This is a genomic window from Dyadobacter sp. 676 (assembly GCF_040448675.1).
Classification (GTDB): domain Bacteria; phylum Bacteroidota; class Bacteroidia; order Cytophagales; family Spirosomataceae; genus Dyadobacter.
In genome coordinates this window covers 1776783-1795533 of the sequence record NZ_CP159289.1, presented here as the reverse complement: position 1 = coordinate 1795533, position 18751 = coordinate 1776783, and the positions used below count along the sequence as shown (strand labels likewise).

The following is an 18751-nucleotide window of genomic DNA, read 5'->3' as shown; positions in this document are numbered from 1 at the left end:
ATAAGGTGCCATGATCAAAAACTATCTAACGACCTCATTCAGAAACCTTCGGCGCAACTGGAATTTTACATTGATCAACATTACAGGGCTTACGCTGAGCCTGGCGTGTTGCCTGCTGATCTTTTTTACAGTCCGGTATGAGCTCAGTTTCGACCGCCATCACAAGAACGCCGATCGCCTGTACCGCTTGCTGAATCACAGCGTGGAGGATGGGGAGAAGGGATTTGGTGCGGGAATTCCGCTTCCTGCGCTCGCCGCATTACGTAACGATTTTCCGGAAATCAGGGATCAGGTCACATGTACCTATGGTTTGCGCGAGACGCTGATCACCGTCACGCAAGGCTCGGAGAAGAAAAAATTCTCTGACCCCGGTTACAATGTGGCCTTTATCGGCCCGGAATATTTCCGGATGTTCGACTATAAATGGCTGAAAGGTGCGCCCGGGCAGGCGCTGAAAAATCCGGGCTCGGTCGTACTGACGCAAACACAGGCCCGGAGATATTTCGGAGATACCGACCCGATGGGGAAGCGTATCCGGGTAAGAAATCAGATGGATTTCGTCGTAACCGGGGTTGTGGCCGATCCGCCCGTCACAACGAACCTGCCGTTTACGACGATGCTGTCGTTCGCGTCGTTGAAGGACTTTGGCGCATTCACGAATTGGGACGACTGGGTTTCGACCTACGGTGGTGGCCAGGTGTATCTGATGCTGCCCGAAAATGTGAGCGAAGCACAGTTTGAGCAACAGCTATTGGCATTCAATACCAAATACAGAAAACCCAAGGACGCCGAAAAGGTAAAATTCGTACTACAACCCGTCAAAGACATTCATTTTGCTACGAAAACAGGTAATTATGCCAACCGTTCGATCAGTAAAGGGATGATCTGGGCCATGTCGCTTGTCGGCATTTTTATTCTGATTACGGCTTGCGTGAACTTCGTGAACCTCGCTACCGCGCAGGCGGCTCCGCCGCTCGCGCGAAGTAGGCGTGCGGAAAGTGCTGGGCAGCACCAGAGGGCAGCTGTTGCGGCAATATTTCTCGGAAACCGGAATCATCACGGTATTCTCGGTGATCCTGGCGCTTGTTCTGGCGCAAATACTGCTTCCGTATGTCGGCAATATCCTGAATGTAAAGTCCGAGAATGTAGTGTTCTTTCGGGATCGCGACGTGTTGTTGTGTTGCCTCGTGCTAACGGTTATTACGACTTTCCTTGCGGGATTTTATCCGGCGCTGGTTGTTTCTGGGTACCAGCCTATACTTGCTTTGAAAGGCAAGATGCAGAGCGCGGGCAGCGGCCAGTCCAGCCTGCGGAAAAGCCTGATCGTACTTCAATTCTCTATTTCCCAGGTAATCCTGATCGGTACGCTGATTGCTTACACCCAGATGAAATATTTCAGTTCGATGGATTTGGGCTTTCAGAAGGATGAGATCGTAAATATTGCCATTCCTAATCAGGAGAAGGGGGTTCTGGAAAAATTGCGGTCCGATATCCAGGCGATTCCCGGCGTCAAAGCGATTACTTACAGCGCCTTTACCCCGATGTCGAGAAGCAACTGGCAGACTGCTTTTAAATATGAGAACGATGCGGAGTTTCTTGATTTTGAGGTAGTGATGCGTCCGGCCGATACGGCTTACTTCAATACTTATGGTTTGAAAATGGCGGCCGGCAGAATGTATCTGCCCTCGGACACGATCCGGGAATACGTGGTAAATGAAGCTTTTGCCCAAAAAATGGGTTTCAAAAACCTTCAGGACATCATCGGAAAGCGGCTTACCATCGGGGGCAGCGATTTTAAGCTACCCGTCGTAGGGGTTGTGAAAAATTTCAATACTTACACCCTGCATCAGGAAATTATCCCCTGCGTAATGACGACCATGCGGGATAACTACCAGACTTTGAGCGTAAAACTGGATAAGAATGCGGGGATCGAGCAGATCAACCGCATTGAAAAAGCATGGTCCGCCCTCTTCCCGGACTATTTGTTCAAATACACTTTCTTTGACCAGACGATCGACAGTTTCTATGAGAAAGAAGCCAAGTTTCTCTCACTCTTTAAAATCCTGAGCTTCATCGCGATATTTATCGGATGCCTTGGCCTGTATGGTGTGGTTGCGTTCATGGCCGAATCGCGTACCAAGGAAATGGGCATCCGCAAGGCGATCGGAGCATCGGCAATGAATATCTTCGGACTGTTTTCGATCGATTTTATCAAGCTGGTGGTGATTGCGCTGGTAATCGCGTCGCCGATTGCCTGGTACTTCATGAATGAATGGTTACAGGATTTCAGCTATAAAGTGCAAATCAGTTGGTGGCTCTTTATGGTAGCCGGTATCGCGGCGGTGCTGATCGCCCTGGTAACGATCAGCTTCCAGAGTATAAGGGCGGCCCTTACCAATCCCGTAAAAGCATTGAGGAGCGAATGAAACCGTGCAACCGGCGATAGTTTTTTTTCATCTTTCCCCAAATGACTTTTTAAACGCTTCTTATATCAACCGGCCATGATCAAGAACTATCTGGTAATCGCGCTCCGAAACCTTCTTAAAAACAAAGTTTATTCGCTGATCAACATCGTCGGGCTTGCAGTAGGCATTGCCGTAACGATGCTGATCGGCTTGTGGGTTTGGGATGAACTTTCCTATAACAAATACCACAAAAACTACGATCGCATCGTGCAGGCGTGGATCAGCCAGACCTTCAATGGCGAAACCGGTACCGGCACGGCGGTTTCCATTCCTTCGGTAACGGAAATGGCGACGAAGTATCCGGCGGATTTCCGGCATACCGCGCTGGCTTCCTGGAATTTCGGGCATTTGCTGGCTAATGGCGATAAGAAGATCAATAAAACGGGTATGTGGGCGCAGCCTTCGCTTCCCGAAATGCTGGGCCTGAAAATGATCCGAGGCGATTATAATGCACTGAAAAACCCGGGATCGGTGGTGATATGCGAATCGCTCGCCAAAGCACTTTTCGGTGATGCTGACCCGTTGAACAAAGCGCTCAAACTCGATATCAAGAAAGATGTGAAGGTGACGGGCGTTTATGAGGATATTCCTTTTAATTCGAATTTCAATGAATTGTACCTGATCCTGCCATGGAACGACTACCTGCAAGCAGAGGGCTGGGTGAAGGAAGCACAAACACAATGGGGTAACCACTCTTTCCAATGGTTCGCGCAGGTGGCCGATCACGCGGATATCGCCACGGTTTCTCGTAAAATCCGGGATGTGGAAATGCCGCACGCATTCTCAAAAACCGATAAGCCGCAATATTTGCTGCATCCGATGAGCCGCTGGCACCTGTATTCCGATTTCAAGGACGGCCGGAATGTAGGCGGGCGTATTCAGTTCGTATGGCTTTTTGGCATAATCGGCGCTTTTGTGCTGCTTCTGGCTTGCATTAATTTCATGAACCTGAGCACGGCCAGGTCGGAGAAACGGGCCAAGGAGGTGGGTATCCGCAAGTCGATCGGGTCGCTCAAAAGCCAGTTGATAGCCCAATTTTTGAGCGAATCGTTCCTGGTTGTCATGTTTGCGCTGGTACTGGCGATCCTGATCGTACTCGTCTCGTTACCGGCATTCAACGGCCTGGCGGGCAAGCAAGTGAAGTTTCCGTTCTTTTACTGGCAGTTCTGGCTGGTTTTGATCGCCTTCGCATTGTTTACAGGCCTGGTAGCCGGAAGTTACCCGGCGTTTTACCTCTCGTCGTTCAACCCGCTCTCCGTTCTGAAAGGCACATTCCGGGTTGGCAAATATTCGGCTGTTCCACGGAAGGTGATGGTCGTCTTGCAATTCACTGTTTCAATTACGCTTATTATCGGGACAATCATCGTATTTCAGCAAATCCAGCATGCCAAAGACCGGCCTGTTGGTTACGACCGTCAGGGACTTTTGCAGATTAATATCTCGCCCAATCTATGGGGCAAATATTATCCTTTGCGAGATGATTTGCTCAAAACGGGCGCTGTTTACGAAATGAGCGAGTCGTCGAGCCCTACTACGGGCATCTACTCCAATCAGATCGGCTTTGAATGGGAAGGACTGGAGCCTGGCTCGGTACCATTATTCGGGACGATCGCCTGTACGCATGATTTTGGTAAAACCATTGGCTGGAAAATCGTCGACGGTCGCGATTTTTCGAGGGAGTTCTCCACCGACACCGCCGCATTCATCCTCAACGAATCGGCCGTCAAGCTTACCGGTCTTAAAAATATCATTGGCAAAACGATCCGCTACAACGGCAAGCCGCGGCAGGTGGTCGGTGTCATCAAAGACATGGTCATGCAATCGCCTTACGAGCCGGCCGTGCCGACTATTTTTATGCTGAACTACGAATGGGCCAGCCTGATCAACGTCAAACTTACGCCGGGCGCGCCCGTAGAGAAGGCTTTGAAGAAAGTAGAGGCGGTTTTCCGTAAACACGATCCGGATTCGCCGTTCGAATTCAAGTTTGCAGACGACGAATATGACGCCAAATTCAGGTCTGAGGAGCAGATCGGGAAGCTGGCGCGGGTATTTGCGGTGCTGGCGGTGTTTATTTCCTGCCTGGGGCTGTTTGGACTGGCCGCTTATACCGCCGAGCAGCGTACGAAGGAGATCGGTATCCGTAAAGCATTGGGCGCGAGCGTGGCGCAGATGTGGGCGATGCTCTCCAAAGAATTTGTATATCTGGTGATTATCTCATGCGTCATCGCTTCACCCATTGCGCTCTATTTCCTGAGCGACTGGCTGGATAAATACGAGTATCATATTCAATTAAGTTGGGTCGTGTTCGTCGTTGCGGCACTGCTCGCGGTAGCCATCACGCTGCTTACAGTCAGCTTCCAGGCGATCAAGGCAGCTTTGATGAATCCGGTTAAATCGCTGCGGAGTGAATGATGTTTTCGGCAAGCCATTCGTCGATCAAAACCAGCCTATCATCTACCAGCAGTGACATTTCGTAGATTGCGTTTCCAGTGGGTTAAACTTGGGGTCAAAATGTGCCTCTAAAAGACATAAACAAACAATTTAACCACTGGAAACCATGAAAAAGATCATTTTCGCTATCGCTGCAATAGTTACTTTCACTGCTGGAAATACTTTTGCCCAACGATATAGCCAACCTGCCAAAGTCGTGATCGACGCCCGCGCCGATAACGTCCGTGAGGAGTTCAAGATCAACAAGCTGGACGAGATCGTGAAGCTGAGCCGCAAGCAGGAGAACCAGATCAAAAAGATCGAGAACAAATATGACCGCCTGATCGGCAGAAGTCAAAGATACCACACCTACCAGGGCATGAAACGACTGGAAGAAGAAAAGCAAAAAGAAATCCTGGCTGTGCTGACACCCGCACAACGCCAGCGTCTGTTCGCTTATCAGCACCACTTCGACAACCGTTACAACCGCCGGGGATAACCGATTAAAAAAATAGCCATGAGCGAACGGCCAGGTCTCAGGATCTGGCCGTTTTACCTGCGGATATCCATTTGCCTCGCAGATAATAATCAAGCAACATAAGGCACGAAAGCCCGATGACCGTAAGCATCACAGGCTGCGGAATTGTATCAAACTTCTGGTCGAAAACCTGGCTAGACATCAGTCGCGCATTCAATTTGCTGAAAAATGCGTATTGCGGCTCATTGCCAGGCAAGAAAAAGCACGCTACGATCAATGCCGCCCAGCAGGCGGCAATCCAGTACCACGACCGGCGCGAAATGACCGGTTCCCGAGCGACGACTTTCCTGCCGGCTTCTATTTTCGCCATAACCGCATTAGTGAATGCCCCGGGTGCCACGTCAAGCGTATTTTGCCGCATTAAGGCACGAAATGCCGCTTCCTCGTGCACGCGCTGCATAACCGCCTGCGTGAACGCGTCCGAAGGCGCGTCGGTGGCGGCCTCCCGGATCAGTTTTTTGAAATGCGCTTCCTGTTTGTCGTCCATCGGCTCCATAATTCCCGCATTATAACAAAAATTGCAATTCTTTGCCCAGCACCTTCCTGGCCCGGAACAGCTTTACTTTCACGTTACTGTTCGAAAGCCCGGTGATCTGTTCGATTTCTTCGATGGGGCTTTCATTGAGGTAATACAAAGTGACGATTAATGCCTCCATTTTGGGCAGGCGGTTGATCGCGTCCTTTACAAATTGCTCTCGCTCACGCGCCTGCAACGCTTCCAACGGCGGTGGGCTGTGTTCATAATGGTAGTTTTCTTCAAATTCGTCGTCGATGCTTCGCAATGCGAGCCGGGGTTGCTGTAATTTCGAAACGGCCGTTCGATAAACAATGGTGTAAAGCCAGGTTGAGAACTTGGATTTCCCTTCGAAGCTGCCGATCTGCATATAAGCTTTCACAAAACTTTCCTGCGCCACATCCTCGGCGTCCTGCGCATTCGAGAGGATCTTCATGGCAATCGTGAATGCCATGTTTTTGTACTTCTCGACCAGATAGGTATATGAGGCAAGGTTGCCTTGCTTTACGTTTTCGATATGGACCCGGTCGTCGTGGTTCTTCATGCATTCGATGGCTATTCTGCTCATTAGACTGCATTGCCGCGAAGCCGGTTACAATATCGGAGCTGTATTTTTTTTGAAGAAAAATTTCGATAAGCTGTAACCACCGAAGCTCCGGCGCTGTCCAATGGGTAACATTCGAAATTTAACCATCTTTTAGTCATGAATGGCGTACTTGTTTCTGTTGCCGCTTTTCTGGGCATATTCGGGATTGTCTATGTGTTCCTGATGACGCGCCATCGCGAACGTATAGCGCTGATCGAGAAGGGGGCCGACGCGTCCATCTTTTCGGATAAGAACCAATCGTATTATCCAACATTGAAATTCGGTATGCTTTTCGTAGGCATTGCGCTTGGTATCCTCACGGGTAACTGGCTGGATAAATCCTACGATTTCAGCAAAGGGGTGGCCTATCTGGCGATGGTTTTCCTCTTCGGCGGTGTTAGTCTTATCCTTAATTTCCTTATTGAAAGGTATCTGAACAAATCCCGGCAGGCCGACTAGCTTTCAGACATTGCCGGTCAACCGAGTTGTTTCACCGTTCATCATTTTATATGGAAAATCAGGCCTAGTACCTTGCATCACAAAGTACCTTCTTATACATTTGTAATGTCGATTGATTTGCTATTCTGCATTGGTATGTCGATACCCATTTAGTACAGTTTGCCGATATACCAATCCAGAGCCTTAAAAGAGCCTAAATCTCTTGCCGGAATTCCTATGCCTTTTCGAAAATCTATTAGCCATGAAATTTTTTCCTATGAAAACATTATTCCAACTACTCATGTCCATTCTGATTCCGGCACTGATTTGCTGCCAGGATTCGTTCGCACAGGTAGCTCCTTTGGGAGGAAGCATCAAAGGTGTCGTTGCCGATTCCGCAACCGGCAAAGTGCTCGATTTTGTTACTGTCAATCTCATGAAGGATAAAAACACGGCGGTGAAAGTCGATTTCTCAAAGGCCGACGGGTCATTTACTTTTCAGAACCTGAAACCAATGAAATATGCATTGGTACTGGTTGGGGTAGGTTACAAGAACAAGATTGTCGATGTCGATTTGACGGATAGTACCCGCCAGCACATCGATTTGGGAAACATTACAATCAGCCAGCAGGCGGTAGGGCTCAAAGAAGTGACGGTTACGGCCCTGAAACCGATTGTAAAGCAAGAGGTCGACCGGATCAGTTACGATCTCGAAGCCGATCCCGAGAGTAAGGTCTACAGCGTGCTCGAAATGATGCGGAAAGTGCCCTACCTGTCGCTGGATGCCGAGGACAACATTTCACTCAAAGGCAATACCGATTTCAAGATCCTGATCAACGGCAAGCCTTCAAGTATGGTGGAGCGGAGCTATAAGGATGTGCTGCGTAGCATGCCGGCGTCGTCGATCGTGCGCATAGAAGTGATCACCACGCCGCCCGCGAAATACGATGCGGAAGGGCTGGCGGGGATTATCAACATCATTACCAATAAAAAAATAGACAACGGGTACAATGGCACGCTCAATATCAGCGAACGCTTCCCAACGGGCGGACCGGGAGTCGGTGGCTCGCTCTCGGCCCAGCTCGGGAAGATCGGAATGTCGCTGAATGCGGGTGTGAATCAATACAAAACCCCATCGACCCAGTCGCTCACAAACCGTGTGACCAAGGGGACCAACCCCACGGAACTCGACCAGCGCGGCTGGAACGAGGTCAACAACAAGAATGGCTATGTGGGCTACGAGATCACCTACGAAATCGATACGCTCAACCTGCTGAGTGCCCAATTGAACGTCAATGGGGGCCGGAACCGGGAGAACGGCTACCAGGCGTCGCTTTTAAATGCCGGTGACGAAATCCTCGAACGTTATAATGTCACCAACAGGAATTCTGACAGGGGCGCGGGCCGTGACGCGGCGGTCAACTATCAAAAAGGTTTTAAATCCGATAAAAACCGCTTGCTGACCTTTTCTTACCGCTACTATGGCTACGATAACAAGCAGACCGGTAACATACATATCTCCGACCGTATCAACTACGATCGTCCCGACTACCGGCAGATCAACGACCAGAGTTTTTCAGAGCAGACTTTCCAGGTGGACCTGGTGTACCCTGTTAAAAAACTGAATATTGAAGCAGGTGTCAAAGGCATCATGCGCGATAACAAGAGCGATTTCCAGTACGCGGTTTTCAATGCGGAAACCAATTCGTACGACCCGGATGCCGCTATGAGCAATAAATACAACAATACCCAGAAGGTATTCGGCGCTTACAATACCTACCAATACAATTTCAAGAACTGGGGCGTTAAGGCCGGCGCACGCATTGAACAGACGATTATCGACGCCGATTTCATCTCCACCGATTCGAAAGTGACGCAGAATTATTTTAACCTGATCCCCTCCGTGTCGGTCAACCGGAAGTTAAAAAACAATGCGGGGATCAACTTCGGGTACAGCAAGCGGATTCAGCGGCCGGGTATCTGGCAACTCAATCCGTTTATCGACCGTTCCAACCCGAGCTTCGAGCGCACCGGTAACCCCGATCTGCGGCCCGCATTTGTGAACGATCTGCAATTGAGTTACAACAAGGCCAAAAAAGGGAATATCAATTTTGGCATAGGCTACACGCATTTTAAAGACCTTATTTTCCAGATCGCCGTTTTTAATCCCGAAACGCAGATCACGCGCAGGTCTTACGGCAATACCGGCCGCGCGCGGCTCATCAGCGGTAACCTGAATGCGAATTACCCCATCACCAAAAAATGGAATTTCAGCACCAACTTCCGTATTGCGCACGGCAAGGTAACGGGTATCGTGAACGGTGTGGAGATCACCAACAGCGGGGTAATGTACCAGCTCTCACTTTCTACCGGCTACAAGTTGCCGAAAGACTGGCGCGTGAATGCCAATCTCAACGCCAATGGCCCTGGCGTGAATTTGCAAGGTACGACGAATTCAATCCAAAGCACGTCGTTCAGCGTGAATAAGGATGTGGTGAAGGACAAGCTGTCGCTTTCAGCTGCCGTGAGTAATCCGTTTACCAAATTCAGGAGGTTTAACAACGAAACTTTCGGTCCGGATTTCGACCAGTTTACCGACCGCTGGAATTACTTCCGGTCGTTCAATTTCAGCCTGAACTACAAATTTGGGAAATTGAAAGACGGCATTAAAAAGAACAAAAGGGGCATTCGCAACGACGACGTCCAGAATAGCGGCAATTGACAAGGAGACGGGGCCTGCGGGCCCCGCCTCGTTCAGTCAGCCAGATATCGATGGGCCGGGACAACGATGGCTTTCATGCCTTCCCGCTCGAATTCGTCGGTTTGGTTGAACGTTACCAGCGTCCCCTCTTTCAACCCGAAATGGGCCAGGGCTTCGAAGAGCCCTTTGAGCTCGCGGTCCATATTGTCGTGGTTCAAATCATAGCAAACCTGCACCACGTGCCGCACAGCGCCTTTTTCCGATACGATGAAATCACATCCGCTTTTTTCCGAGAAATAATGGATTTCCTTATAATTTCTCCGCAAATGCAGGAAAACCAGGTTTTCGAACAGGCTGCCGAAATCATCCGTAAATGAACCGGAATTGGCATTCACCAACCCGGTGTCGATCGCATATACCTTACGCGGGTTGATGAGCTGCTTGCGCAGCGAATAGCTGAACTTCGGTACGAAATGGAACAGGTAGGTGTATTCCAAATACGAAAGGTAGTCCATCATCGTGCTGGTAGAACCTGCTTCAAACATCGTTTTCAGCCTGTTACCGGTTATAAGCCTGCCCACATTGGAAACGAGGTACAATGCAAGCCGCTGTAAAGTCCGTACGTCCCGCACGCCATAACGCACCACGATGTCGCGTATCAGGATGTCTTCGAACAAATGGTGCATGATCTCTTCGAGCCCCGATTTGACATATTCCGGAAAGCCGCCGGTTGCCATATAATCGCGGGCCGCATCGGCAGATGGCGCAGTCTTCCGGTAGGTGCAGAATTCGGAATAGGAAAACGGAAAAAGCTCCCGGGTGATTTGCCGGCCGGTAAGTTTCGTGCCGAGTTCGCGGCTTAGCAGGGAAGCATTAGAGCCGGTGATCACGATTTTACAGCCTTCATCGAGCTTCTGCCGGACGTACGTTTCCCACCGGTCGACGATCTGGATTTCGTCGAAGAAAAGCACATGCCGGTCCGTTTCGGTTACCAGGCTGTCCAGCCGGACGAAATCCGAAGGCTCAAAATCGTACAACCGGGTGTCCTCAAAGTTCAGGTAAAAAGCATCGGGATGTTTTTCGCGCAACAACTGATGTAAGAGCGTACTCTTGCCGCAACGCCGCACACCCGACACGATGAGTGCGTGCGAAGTAATGTCCGGCAGTTTATCTAATGCGGTTCTTTCCAGCCCCGGTTCCAGGGCCGACAGGTTGGCCTTTTGCGCCTCTGCAACGCTTGCTATGGTGCTTTTCAGTATCATCGATTGGGTAAATGATTCAAAGATAACAATCTTATACTTTTGTATCAAACAATATTGTCTATTAGTAATGAACAATATTGACTAGTAACATTTAACACTTGAGGTGTCCGGTTTTGGACACCGGTTTGGGAGTAAATATTTGATATTGAATGGCTTAATATTTTGGTACGAATTTGTAGCCGGTTTGCAAATCAGTGGCCATGCCTTTTCGCCAGACTTATGCTTAAAAACTACCTCAAAATCGCCGTTCGCAGCCTGTTCAGGCACAAAATGTATTCGCTGATCAACGTCCTTGGCCTTGCGGCGGGCATATGCGTTTCTACGCTCATATTGATGTTCGTCGTTCATGAGCACAGCTACGACAGGTTCCATGCCCGGCATAGCGACATTCACCGTGTGCTTGGCAAGGTGAAAATGGGCGATAATGAATTTCAGATGAATACTTTTGCCGCCAGCTTCGGCCCCGCGGTGGCGGAAGGCGTGCCGCAGGTAGCGGATTACGTCAGAATTTTGCCGTCCTACCGGAATGTTGCGATGGTGAATCCCGCGCGGAAGGAGGAAGTGGTGCTGGAAAAGAATGTCCTGTTCGCCGATCCGTCGTTTTTCCGCGTATTCAGTTTCCCGCTCGAAAAAGGGGATGCCGCGGATGCGCTGCAAAAGCCCCTTTCGATGGTGGTTTCCGAGCGGGCGGCGGTGAAATACTTTGGAAATACCGACGTGATCGGTAAAACGCTCCTGTACGAAGGGAAACATCTCATTCAGATTACAGGAGTAGCCCGGAATCCGCCCTCCAACTCTTCACTGGACTTCGATTTCATCATTTCCAATGCTACCTATCCCGCATTGAGCCCGGAAAACCGGAAGAATTGGGAAGCCGGAATGGGCAATTTCAATGTATACCTGCTTCTGAATTCCGGCGTTTCGAAAGCGCTGGCCGAGCGGAGTATCAACCGGCTTAAACCTTTGAAAGAACTAACCGGCGAGTTGCAACCTCAATATGTACTGGAAAGTCTCGACGACATGCACCTCGGCGGTGCATTCAATGAAGCCGGTAATAACAAGCTGATCCCTATTTTCTCCGTTGCGGCTATGGCGGTGCTGGTGCTCGCCTTGTTCAATTACATGAGCCTCACCACAGCGCGGGCGACGCAGCGCGCACGTGAGGTAGGCGTGCGAAAGGTCGTAGGCGCCACGCGCGCAGGGCTAGGTGGTCAGTTTTACATGGAGTCGGCGTTGGTATGTGCCCTGGCTTTTGGTCTGGGGCTGCTGATGGTCTTTTATCTGAGTCGGCCATTTTATGCGCTGCTGGGTCTGCGGATCGATACCTCCTTCGTCGTATCTCCGTTCTTTTTGTCGTTCCTGGCGGGCTTGCTGGCGCTCACCGCATTGATCGCGGGCAGCTATCCCGCGTTTGTATTGTCGGGTTTTGCGCCGCTGGAGGTAATCAAAGGCCGGTTTACGGGCAGTATCGGCGGAATAAGCGTACGGCGTGCGTTTACCGTCTTTCAGTTCGCGGTTTCCATGGCGCTGATCGTCGCCAGTCTGGTTGTACGCGAGCAACTCTCGTTCATGCAGCGAAAAGAACTTGGGCTCAATAAAGAACAAGTGCTGAGCATACCGGTAGGGCCGTCGATGGCCGCAAACTACATTCCTTTCCGGAACGCGCTAAGGCAACAGGCCGGCGTGGCGAATGCCACTTTTGCGAACGTGGGCCTTTTCAAGGGATACAATATGTTTTTTGTTCCAAATAAGGTCACCAAAAAGGACATCGCGGTAGCACAAATGGTGGTGGATGAGCAATTTGTGAAAACCCTGGGCCTTCAATGGAAAATGCCGCCAATGGCCGGCGCACGCCGCAATCAGGCCGTGCTGAACGAAATAGCCGTCAACGCGTTGGGTATTAAAGGCGATCCGCTCGGGCAGCAGTTAATGGAAGGCATGAATGTGGATGGGGTCGTGAAAAACTTCGACTTTTCGGATGTGCAGCATGGCGCAAAGGCAATGATGCTGTCGGTAGCCAGCGATACGGCCAACATGTTGCGTATGCCCGGCGCTTCGCAGGGCGTAATGTATGTCCGGATGGACGCTCAAACCGACATTGCAGCCAACGTAAAAGCGATAGGCCGGCTTTTCAAAAAGTACGATGCCGAAATGCCTTTTGAATACTACTTTCTCGACGATGCATTCAACGAGACTTTCAAAAACGAAATTCGGCTTTCGGGAATGTTTTCGGTATTCACGGGACTTGCCATTTTTATTGCCTGCATGGGCCTTTTCGGGCTCATTACTTTTACTACTGAAACACGGACGAAGGAAATCGGCATCCGGAAAGTATTGGGCGCATCGGCCGCGGGCATCGTCGGAATGCTTTCGAGGGAGTTTGTCGTGCTGGTACTCATTTCGGGTGCCCTGGCGATACCGGCCGCATGGTACTTTATGTCGCGTTGGTTGGAGGACTTTGCTTACCGGATCAGTATTCCGTTATGGGTACATTTCCTGACGATCGCCACGATGCTGCTGGTCACTTTGTTGACGGTCGGGTTCAGGGCCGTTCATGCGGCGATGGCCAATCCCGCGGCATCTTTGAAAAATGACTGACCACGGCGTTCAACGGTATCCTTCGGATCCTGTCCGGCTGTTCGGTTCCGGACAGCTTGCTTTTGTTTTGAGTAATTAAGCAATTGAATATCAGACTATTTGAATTTTGGTATACATTTCATATAGGAACACATTTAAAGCCAAATTTTATCAGACAGCCATGTTGAAAAACTATTTCAAAATCGCCTTCCGCAACCTTTGGAAACACAAAGTATTTTCGTTCATCAACATCATGGGCCTCACCGTCGGAATGTCGGCCTGTTTGCTGATTTCGATGTATGTTCATTTCGAACTCACTTACGACGCCTTTCACTCCAAATCGGACCGCATTTACCGCCTGGTAACCGATGTCATCACCCCTTCGGAGACCATTAATGCGGGTATTACTTCATGGGCCTACGGGCCGACGATCAGCCAGGAGTTTCCGGAGGTGGAAGCCTACACGCGAATCAACGGCGGCAGTTTTCTGGTCCGGAAAGGAGATATCAAATTTCAGGAGGAAGCGACGGTGTTTGCCGACTCGTCGTTTTTCCATGTTTTTGATTTCAAATTGATCCAGGGCGATCCCAAAACTGCGCTGAAAGCGCCACTGAGTCTTGTTTTTACAGAAAAGGCAGCCAGAAAATACTTTGGCGACAGCGACCCGCTGGGCCAGACATTGCTGCTGTCGGGCGAAGGCCTTCCCGCGAAGGTTACCGGAATCATGAAAGACATCCCGGAAAACTCACAGATCAAAGGCGACATGTTCGTTTCGATGACCACCATGACCCAACGCTTCAACCGGGGGATCGACGATCAATGGGGTAATTTCGGGGCCACTACCTACCTGCTCCTGAAACCCGGCACGGATAGCAAAGCTTTGGAAAAGAAGTTCCCGGTATACCTCGAGCGCCGCGCGGGCAAGCTCATGCGGGAAGCAAAAATGTCCTACAAACTTTTCCTCGAACCGCTGCTGGACGTGCATTTGCATTCGGAGCGCGATGTGCCGGAAAAGGGCAGCATGAACAACGTGTATGTATTCTCGGTAGTGGCCGCTTTTATTCTGCTGATAGCCTGCATCAATTTTGTGAACCTTACAACCGCACGTTCCGCGGAAAGGGCGAGGGAAGTAGGCATCCGTAAGGTGGTAGGTGCGGCCAAAGGGTTGTTGGCGAGGCAGTTTGTGAGCGAATCGGTGCTGCTTTGCCTGATCGCATTTGCGTTTTCGATCGCGCTGTCGGCAGCGCTGATACCGCTGTTCAACAACCTGGCGGGTAAAGTGGTCGTTTCGGGCATATTTTCCGATCCTTCATTTATTATATACATGCTACTGGCCGCCGTTCTGATCGGCGCCCTGGCCGGTATTTACCCGGCACTGGTATTATCGTCGTTCGAGCCGGTAACCGTCCTGAAAGGACGTTTTACCACCAGCATCAAGGGTATTTTGTTGCGAAAAGGGCTTGTTACGGTCCAGTTTGCCATTTCGATCGCGCTGATTATCGCTACGATGATCGTGTACATACAAATGAACTACATGCGCAACCGCGATCTCGGCTTCAGCAAGGATCAAATGCTGGTGGTCAGTACGGAAGGCGACCCGAAACGCGACGCATTCAAAGAGTCGCTGCGCGGCCTTGCGGGGGTGAAATCCGCAGCCGCATCGTCGAGTGTCCCGGGAGGCGGGAACCGCAGCGCATATTCCGAAATCGAGAACAAAAGTGGTGATTTGCAGGTAGCCAACCTGGATCTCTATTTCGTCGATTTTGATTATATCCCTCAATTTGGCCTGAAAATGGCAGCCGGTCGGCCGTTTTCGAGGGAATTCGGGACAGATACCACTCAGGCCATGGTAGTGAACGAGGCTGCTACGAAACTGTTTGGGTACGCCAAACCCGAAGACGCCGTCGGTCGCCGTTTCAAGCAATGGGGGCGCGAAGGCAAGATCGTCGGGGTGGTCAAAGACTTTCATTTCCGTTCATTGCAGGAAACCATCAAGCCCCTCACGATGCGCATTGAGCCGGGGGGGAACGGAGCTTGTTTCGGTCAAGATCGAAGGTAACCGCTTGAAAGAAACGGTTGAAGCTGTGGAGGCGAAATGGAAAGAGCTGATTCCCGGCAGGCCGTTCAACTATTACTTTATGGACGAGTTTTTTGACAGGCAATATCGCGCCGAAGAACGTTTTGAAAAGCTGTTTTTCAATTTCGCGATCCTGGCGATATTCATTTCCTGTCTCGGTTTGCTGGGGCTGGCGTCTTACAGCACCATGCAACGCACCAAGGAAATAGGGGTGAGGAAGGTCATGGGGGCATCCGTTGCCAGCATCGTAGGGTTGCTTTCCAGGGATTTTCTCAAACTGGTACTCATTGCATTTGTGGTAGCGTCGCCGATAGCGTATTTCGGCATGGACCGGTGGCTCGAAAACTTTGCCTACCGGACCGATATTTACTGGTGGGTTTTCGTGATCGCAGCAGTGTTATCCACGGTTATCGCTTTCGCGACAGTCAGTTTTCAGAGTATCAGGGCTGCTGTCATGAATCCGGTGAAGAGCCTGCGCAGCGAATAGACCTATGATGACGTCCCGTTCCAAATCGAACGGGACGTGTCCGATACCGGACACCAGGGATTTGTTTTATCAATATGTAAAAAATTGATTTTCAGGTGATTGATACAATGTAATTGGCTGGTGCATAATTTGACTGTCGAATTGAAGAATCCATCCGTTAATCTTCATAACCCGCGCAGTTATGCTATCCAGTTATCTGAAAATCGCTCTCCGGAGCCTTTGGAATAAGAAGGCTTTCGCCTCCATTAATATCTTCGGACTGGCAATAGGGTTAGCGACTTGCATGCTGATTCTCCTTTTTGTGCAACACGAACTGAGTTACGACCGCTTCAACCGAAATGCAGACCGTATATTAAGGGTTACATTGCATGGACGGATTGGCGGTAACGATATCAACATCGCGGGTGCGTCCGCTCCCGCAGGGCCCGCGCTCTTGCGCGATTACCCGGGCGTGGAGGCGTATACGAGACTCAGCAGCAATGGTACATTTCTTGTTAAAAACGGCGAAAAGCGCTTTTTGGAAGAGCGTGTCATTTTCACCGACTCCAACTTCTTCAATTTCTTTTCCATACCCCTTTTGAAGGGCGATGCCAACAGTGTGCTGAAAGAGCCGAAGACAGTCGTTCTGACCCGATCCATGGCATTGAAATACTTCGGGAATCAGGATCCGATAGGGAAAAGCCTCGATATGGGCAATAGCGGTGCGTTCCGTGTGACCGGTGTCTGTGAGGATGTGCCTTCCAATTCGCATTTCCATTACAATTTCTTCGGATCGATGAAATCGGTCACATTGGGGGATAAATGGCTGTCGAGCGGTGCCCATACCTATATTCTCTTGCGTAAAGGCTATCCGGTTGAAAAACTTTCGACTCAGATGCCGCAGATGGTGCGGAAGTACATCGGCCCCGAAATCCAGGAGTTCCTGGGCATGAGTTACGACGAGTACCTGCGCAAAGGCGACAAGTTTGGTTTCGGTTTGCAGCCATTGACCGACATTCACCTCACTTCCAACCTCGAAAATGAGCTGGAAGGCAATAGTAACATCAAATACATCTACATATTCACGGCCATCGCGGCATTCATTCTTCTGATCGCGTGCATCAACTTTATGAACCTGTCGACCGCGGGTTCGGCCGGGCGGGCGAAAGAAGTAGGCGTCCGGAAAGTAATGGGATCGGTGCGGCAGCAACTCATGGCGCAATTCCTGGTCGAATCTGTTTTGGTGACGTTTTTCGCGCTTCTGCTAGCATTGGTGCTGGTGGCGTTGCTTTTACCCGGTTTCAACGACCTGGCCGGCAAACAGTTCGATCTTCAATCCATTCTGAATGCGCGGATGATCGGTTACGCCCTGGCCGGATGCCTGATCGTGGGGCTGCTGGCAGGCAGCTATCCGGCATTTTTCCTGTCTGCCTTCAGGCCGGTGGCTGTGCTGAAAGGAAGTATCCAGGCAGGCGTAAAAAGCGGATGGCTGCGGAATACGCTGGTTACCATTCAATTTGTAGTCTCCATTGTGATGATTATCGGCACGATGGTCGTCTACCAGCAACTCCGTTTTATCCAGAACAAGAATCTGGGTTTTGATAAAGAACAGGTGCTGATCCTGCATGATACCTATTTGCTGGGAGATAAGGCCAAGACCTTCAAGGAGGAGCTGGGGAATCTCTCGGCAGTGAGCAGCGTGACGCTGGCAGGTTATGTGCCTGCGGGAAATTCCAATAATGGCACGGATGGTTTTCTGCCCGAAAGTGCGGATAACAACATTACGCCATATCGCTTCACGACCTACCAGGTGGATGAAGATTACCTGAAAACGCTGGGGATCGGCTTGGTTAGGGGCCGGAACTTTTCGAAGACCTTTGGCGGAGACAGCGCTTCCGTATTGATCAACGAGGCGGCAATGAAGCAATTCGGCTGGAAAGATCCCATCGGAAAGCGTATCAGAACCGTCGGTAACGGTACGCCCGAAAGCAAGCGGTTTTATACCGTGGTGGGTGTTACCAAAGACTTTCACTTCCGCTCCATGCATGAGCGTATTGCCCCGCTGGTGATGTTTTATGGTGGTGACCAATACCAAATGGCCGTCAAAATTAAGACGAACGATATTCCGGGTGTGCTCAAAACACTGGAAAGGACCTGGAAGGCAACAACGGATAATCCGTTTGGTTATTCGTTTCTGAATGAGCGTTTTAACAATATGTACGAGTCGGAGCAGCGGGTAGGAAAGCTGTTCGGGATTTTTGCCGGGCTTGCGGTCGTGATTGCCTGCCTGGGGCTGTTTGGACTGGCGGCTTTCACCACCATCCAGCGGACTAAGGAAATAGGGGTGCGCAAAGTGCTGGGTGCTTCGGTATGGAGTATCGTCTCATTGCTTTCCAAAGACTTTGTCAAACTGGTGGGCATTGCCATCGTCATAGCCTCGCCGCTGGCGTGGTATGGGATGAACACATGGCTGTCGGATTTTGCCTACAAGGTCAGCATTGAATGGTGGGTATTCCTCGTTGCGGGTGTGCTGGCTGTGAGTGTGGCTTTGCTGACGGTTAGTTTTCAGAGTATCAAGGCGGCGTTGGTCAACCCTGTAACTAGTTTGAAGAGGGAATAAAGGAGGAAAGGGAGGAAGGGGAATAAGGGATTGGACTTTCTGCCTCTTCTTCTTCTTTCTCCCCAAATAAAATACAT

General features: G+C 50.4%; 12 protein-coding genes and 2 pseudogenes. 11 read left to right on the top strand and 3 right to left on the bottom strand.

Annotation, left to right across the window (positions count from 1 at the left end; all coding sequences use genetic code 11):
- Positions 1–10: 10 nt before the first annotated feature.
- From ABV298_RS08140 to ABV298_RS08120, 5 genes and pseudogenes are all read left to right on the top strand, one after another.
- A pseudogene (locus tag ABV298_RS08140) lies at positions 11–691 on the top strand (ABC transporter permease); the annotation flags it as partial.
- A 298-nt stretch (positions 692–989) separates the two neighbouring features.
- Positions 990–1187 (top strand): annotated as a pseudogene (locus tag ABV298_RS08135) (FtsX-like permease family protein); the annotation flags it as partial.
- A gap of 198 nt (positions 1188–1385) precedes the next feature.
- A complete protein-coding gene (locus ABV298_RS08130) occupies positions 1386–2426 on the top strand; it encodes an FtsX-like permease family protein (protein ID WP_353723154.1) in 1041 nt (346 codons plus the stop codon).
- Between the two features lie 75 nt (positions 2427–2501).
- The gene (locus ABV298_RS08125; RefSeq protein ID WP_353721653.1) at positions 2502–4877 is read left to right on the top strand and encodes an ABC transporter permease; all 2376 of its coding nucleotides are present in this window, start codon (positions 2502–2504) and stop codon (positions 4875–4877) included.
- A gap of 145 nt (positions 4878–5022) precedes the next feature.
- On the top strand, positions 5023–5394 hold the full coding sequence (locus tag ABV298_RS08120; protein ID WP_353721652.1) for a hypothetical protein: 372 nt from the start codon (positions 5023–5025) through the stop codon (positions 5392–5394).
- 37 nt (positions 5395–5431) lie between these two features.
- Here ABV298_RS08120 and ABV298_RS08115 read toward each other — a convergent pair whose 3' ends face one another.
- Positions 5432–5929 carry a hypothetical protein gene (locus ABV298_RS08115; RefSeq protein ID WP_353721651.1) on the bottom strand — a complete coding sequence of 166 codons (498 nt, stop codon included), beginning with the start codon at positions 5927–5929 and terminating at the stop codon, positions 5432–5434.
- 10 nt (positions 5930–5939) lie between these two features.
- A complete protein-coding gene (locus ABV298_RS08110) occupies positions 5940–6515 on the bottom strand; it encodes an RNA polymerase sigma factor (RefSeq protein WP_353721650.1) in 576 nt (191 codons plus the stop codon).
- Between the two features lie 135 nt (positions 6516–6650).
- On the opposite strand from ABV298_RS08110, the gene ABV298_RS08105 reads away from it, so the two are divergent.
- Both ABV298_RS08105 and ABV298_RS08100 read left to right on the top strand, forming a co-directional pair.
- Entirely contained in the window at positions 6651–6992 is a 342-nt protein-coding gene (locus ABV298_RS08105; protein WP_353721649.1) for a DUF6249 domain-containing protein, read from the top strand.
- A gap of 256 nt (positions 6993–7248) precedes the next feature.
- Complete coding sequence (locus ABV298_RS08100) at positions 7249–9693, top strand: outer membrane beta-barrel family protein (RefSeq protein WP_353721648.1); 2445 nt, start codon at positions 7249–7251, stop codon at positions 9691–9693.
- A 32-nt stretch (positions 9694–9725) separates the two neighbouring features.
- On the opposite strand, the gene ABV298_RS08095 is transcribed toward ABV298_RS08100, so the two are convergent.
- The gene (locus tag ABV298_RS08095; protein ID WP_353721647.1) at positions 9726–10934 is read right to left on the bottom strand and encodes an ATP-binding protein; all 1209 of its coding nucleotides are present in this window, start codon (positions 10932–10934) and stop codon (positions 9726–9728) included.
- Between the two features lie 219 nt (positions 10935–11153).
- Here ABV298_RS08095 and ABV298_RS08090 point away from each other — a divergent pair, with 219 nt between their 5' ends.
- The 4 genes from ABV298_RS08090 to ABV298_RS08075 all read left to right on the top strand — a co-directional run bounded on the left by ABV298_RS08090 (position 11154) and on the right by ABV298_RS08075 (position 18674).
- A complete protein-coding gene (locus tag ABV298_RS08090) occupies positions 11154–13532 on the top strand; it encodes an FtsX-like permease family protein (RefSeq protein ID WP_353721646.1) in 2379 nt (792 codons plus the stop codon).
- 160 nt (positions 13533–13692) lie between these two features.
- A complete protein-coding gene (locus ABV298_RS08085; RefSeq protein ID WP_353721645.1) occupies positions 13693–15570 on the top strand; it encodes an ABC transporter permease in 1878 nt (625 codons plus the stop codon).
- Entirely contained in the window at positions 15524–16075 is a 552-nt protein-coding gene (locus ABV298_RS08080) for an FtsX-like permease family protein (RefSeq protein ID WP_353721644.1), read from the top strand. Before ABV298_RS08085 ends, ABV298_RS08080 begins: the two co-directional genes overlap by 47 nt.
- Before the next feature lie 181 nt (positions 16076–16256).
- Complete coding sequence (locus ABV298_RS08075; protein WP_353721643.1) at positions 16257–18674, top strand: ABC transporter permease; 2418 nt, start codon at positions 16257–16259, stop codon at positions 18672–18674.
- The last annotated feature ends 77 nt before the right edge of the window (positions 18675–18751 follow it).

Bases quoted from the DNA above. Each gene is read 5' to 3' on its own strand.
- ABV298_RS08130 (WP_353723154.1), top strand. From the start codon at position 1,386: ATGAAATATTTCAGTTCGATGGATTTGGGCTTTCAGAAGGATGAGATC.
- ABV298_RS08125 (WP_353721653.1), top strand. From the start codon at position 2,502: ATGATCAAGAACTATCTGGTAATCGCGCTCCGAAACCTTCTTAAAAAC.
- ABV298_RS08120 (WP_353721652.1), top strand. From the start codon at position 5,023: ATGAAAAAGATCATTTTCGCTATCGCTGCAATAGTTACTTTCACTGCT.
- ABV298_RS08115 (WP_353721651.1), bottom strand. From the start codon at position 5,929: ATGGAGCCGATGGACGACAAACAGGAAGCGCATTTCAAAAAACTGATC.
- ABV298_RS08110 (WP_353721650.1), bottom strand. From the start codon at position 6,515: ATGAGCAGAATAGCCATCGAATGCATGAAGAACCACGACGACCGGGTC.
- ABV298_RS08105 (WP_353721649.1), top strand. From the start codon at position 6,651: ATGAATGGCGTACTTGTTTCTGTTGCCGCTTTTCTGGGCATATTCGGG.
- ABV298_RS08100 (WP_353721648.1), top strand. From the start codon at position 7,249: ATGAAAACATTATTCCAACTACTCATGTCCATTCTGATTCCGGCACTG.
- ABV298_RS08095 (WP_353721647.1), bottom strand. From the start codon at position 10,934: ATGATACTGAAAAGCACCATAGCAAGCGTTGCAGAGGCGCAAAAGGCC.
- ABV298_RS08090 (WP_353721646.1), top strand. From the start codon at position 11,154: ATGCTTAAAAACTACCTCAAAATCGCCGTTCGCAGCCTGTTCAGGCAC.
- ABV298_RS08085 (WP_353721645.1), top strand. From the start codon at position 13,693: ATGTTGAAAAACTATTTCAAAATCGCCTTCCGCAACCTTTGGAAACAC.
- ABV298_RS08075 (WP_353721643.1), top strand. From the start codon at position 16,257: ATGCTATCCAGTTATCTGAAAATCGCTCTCCGGAGCCTTTGGAATAAG.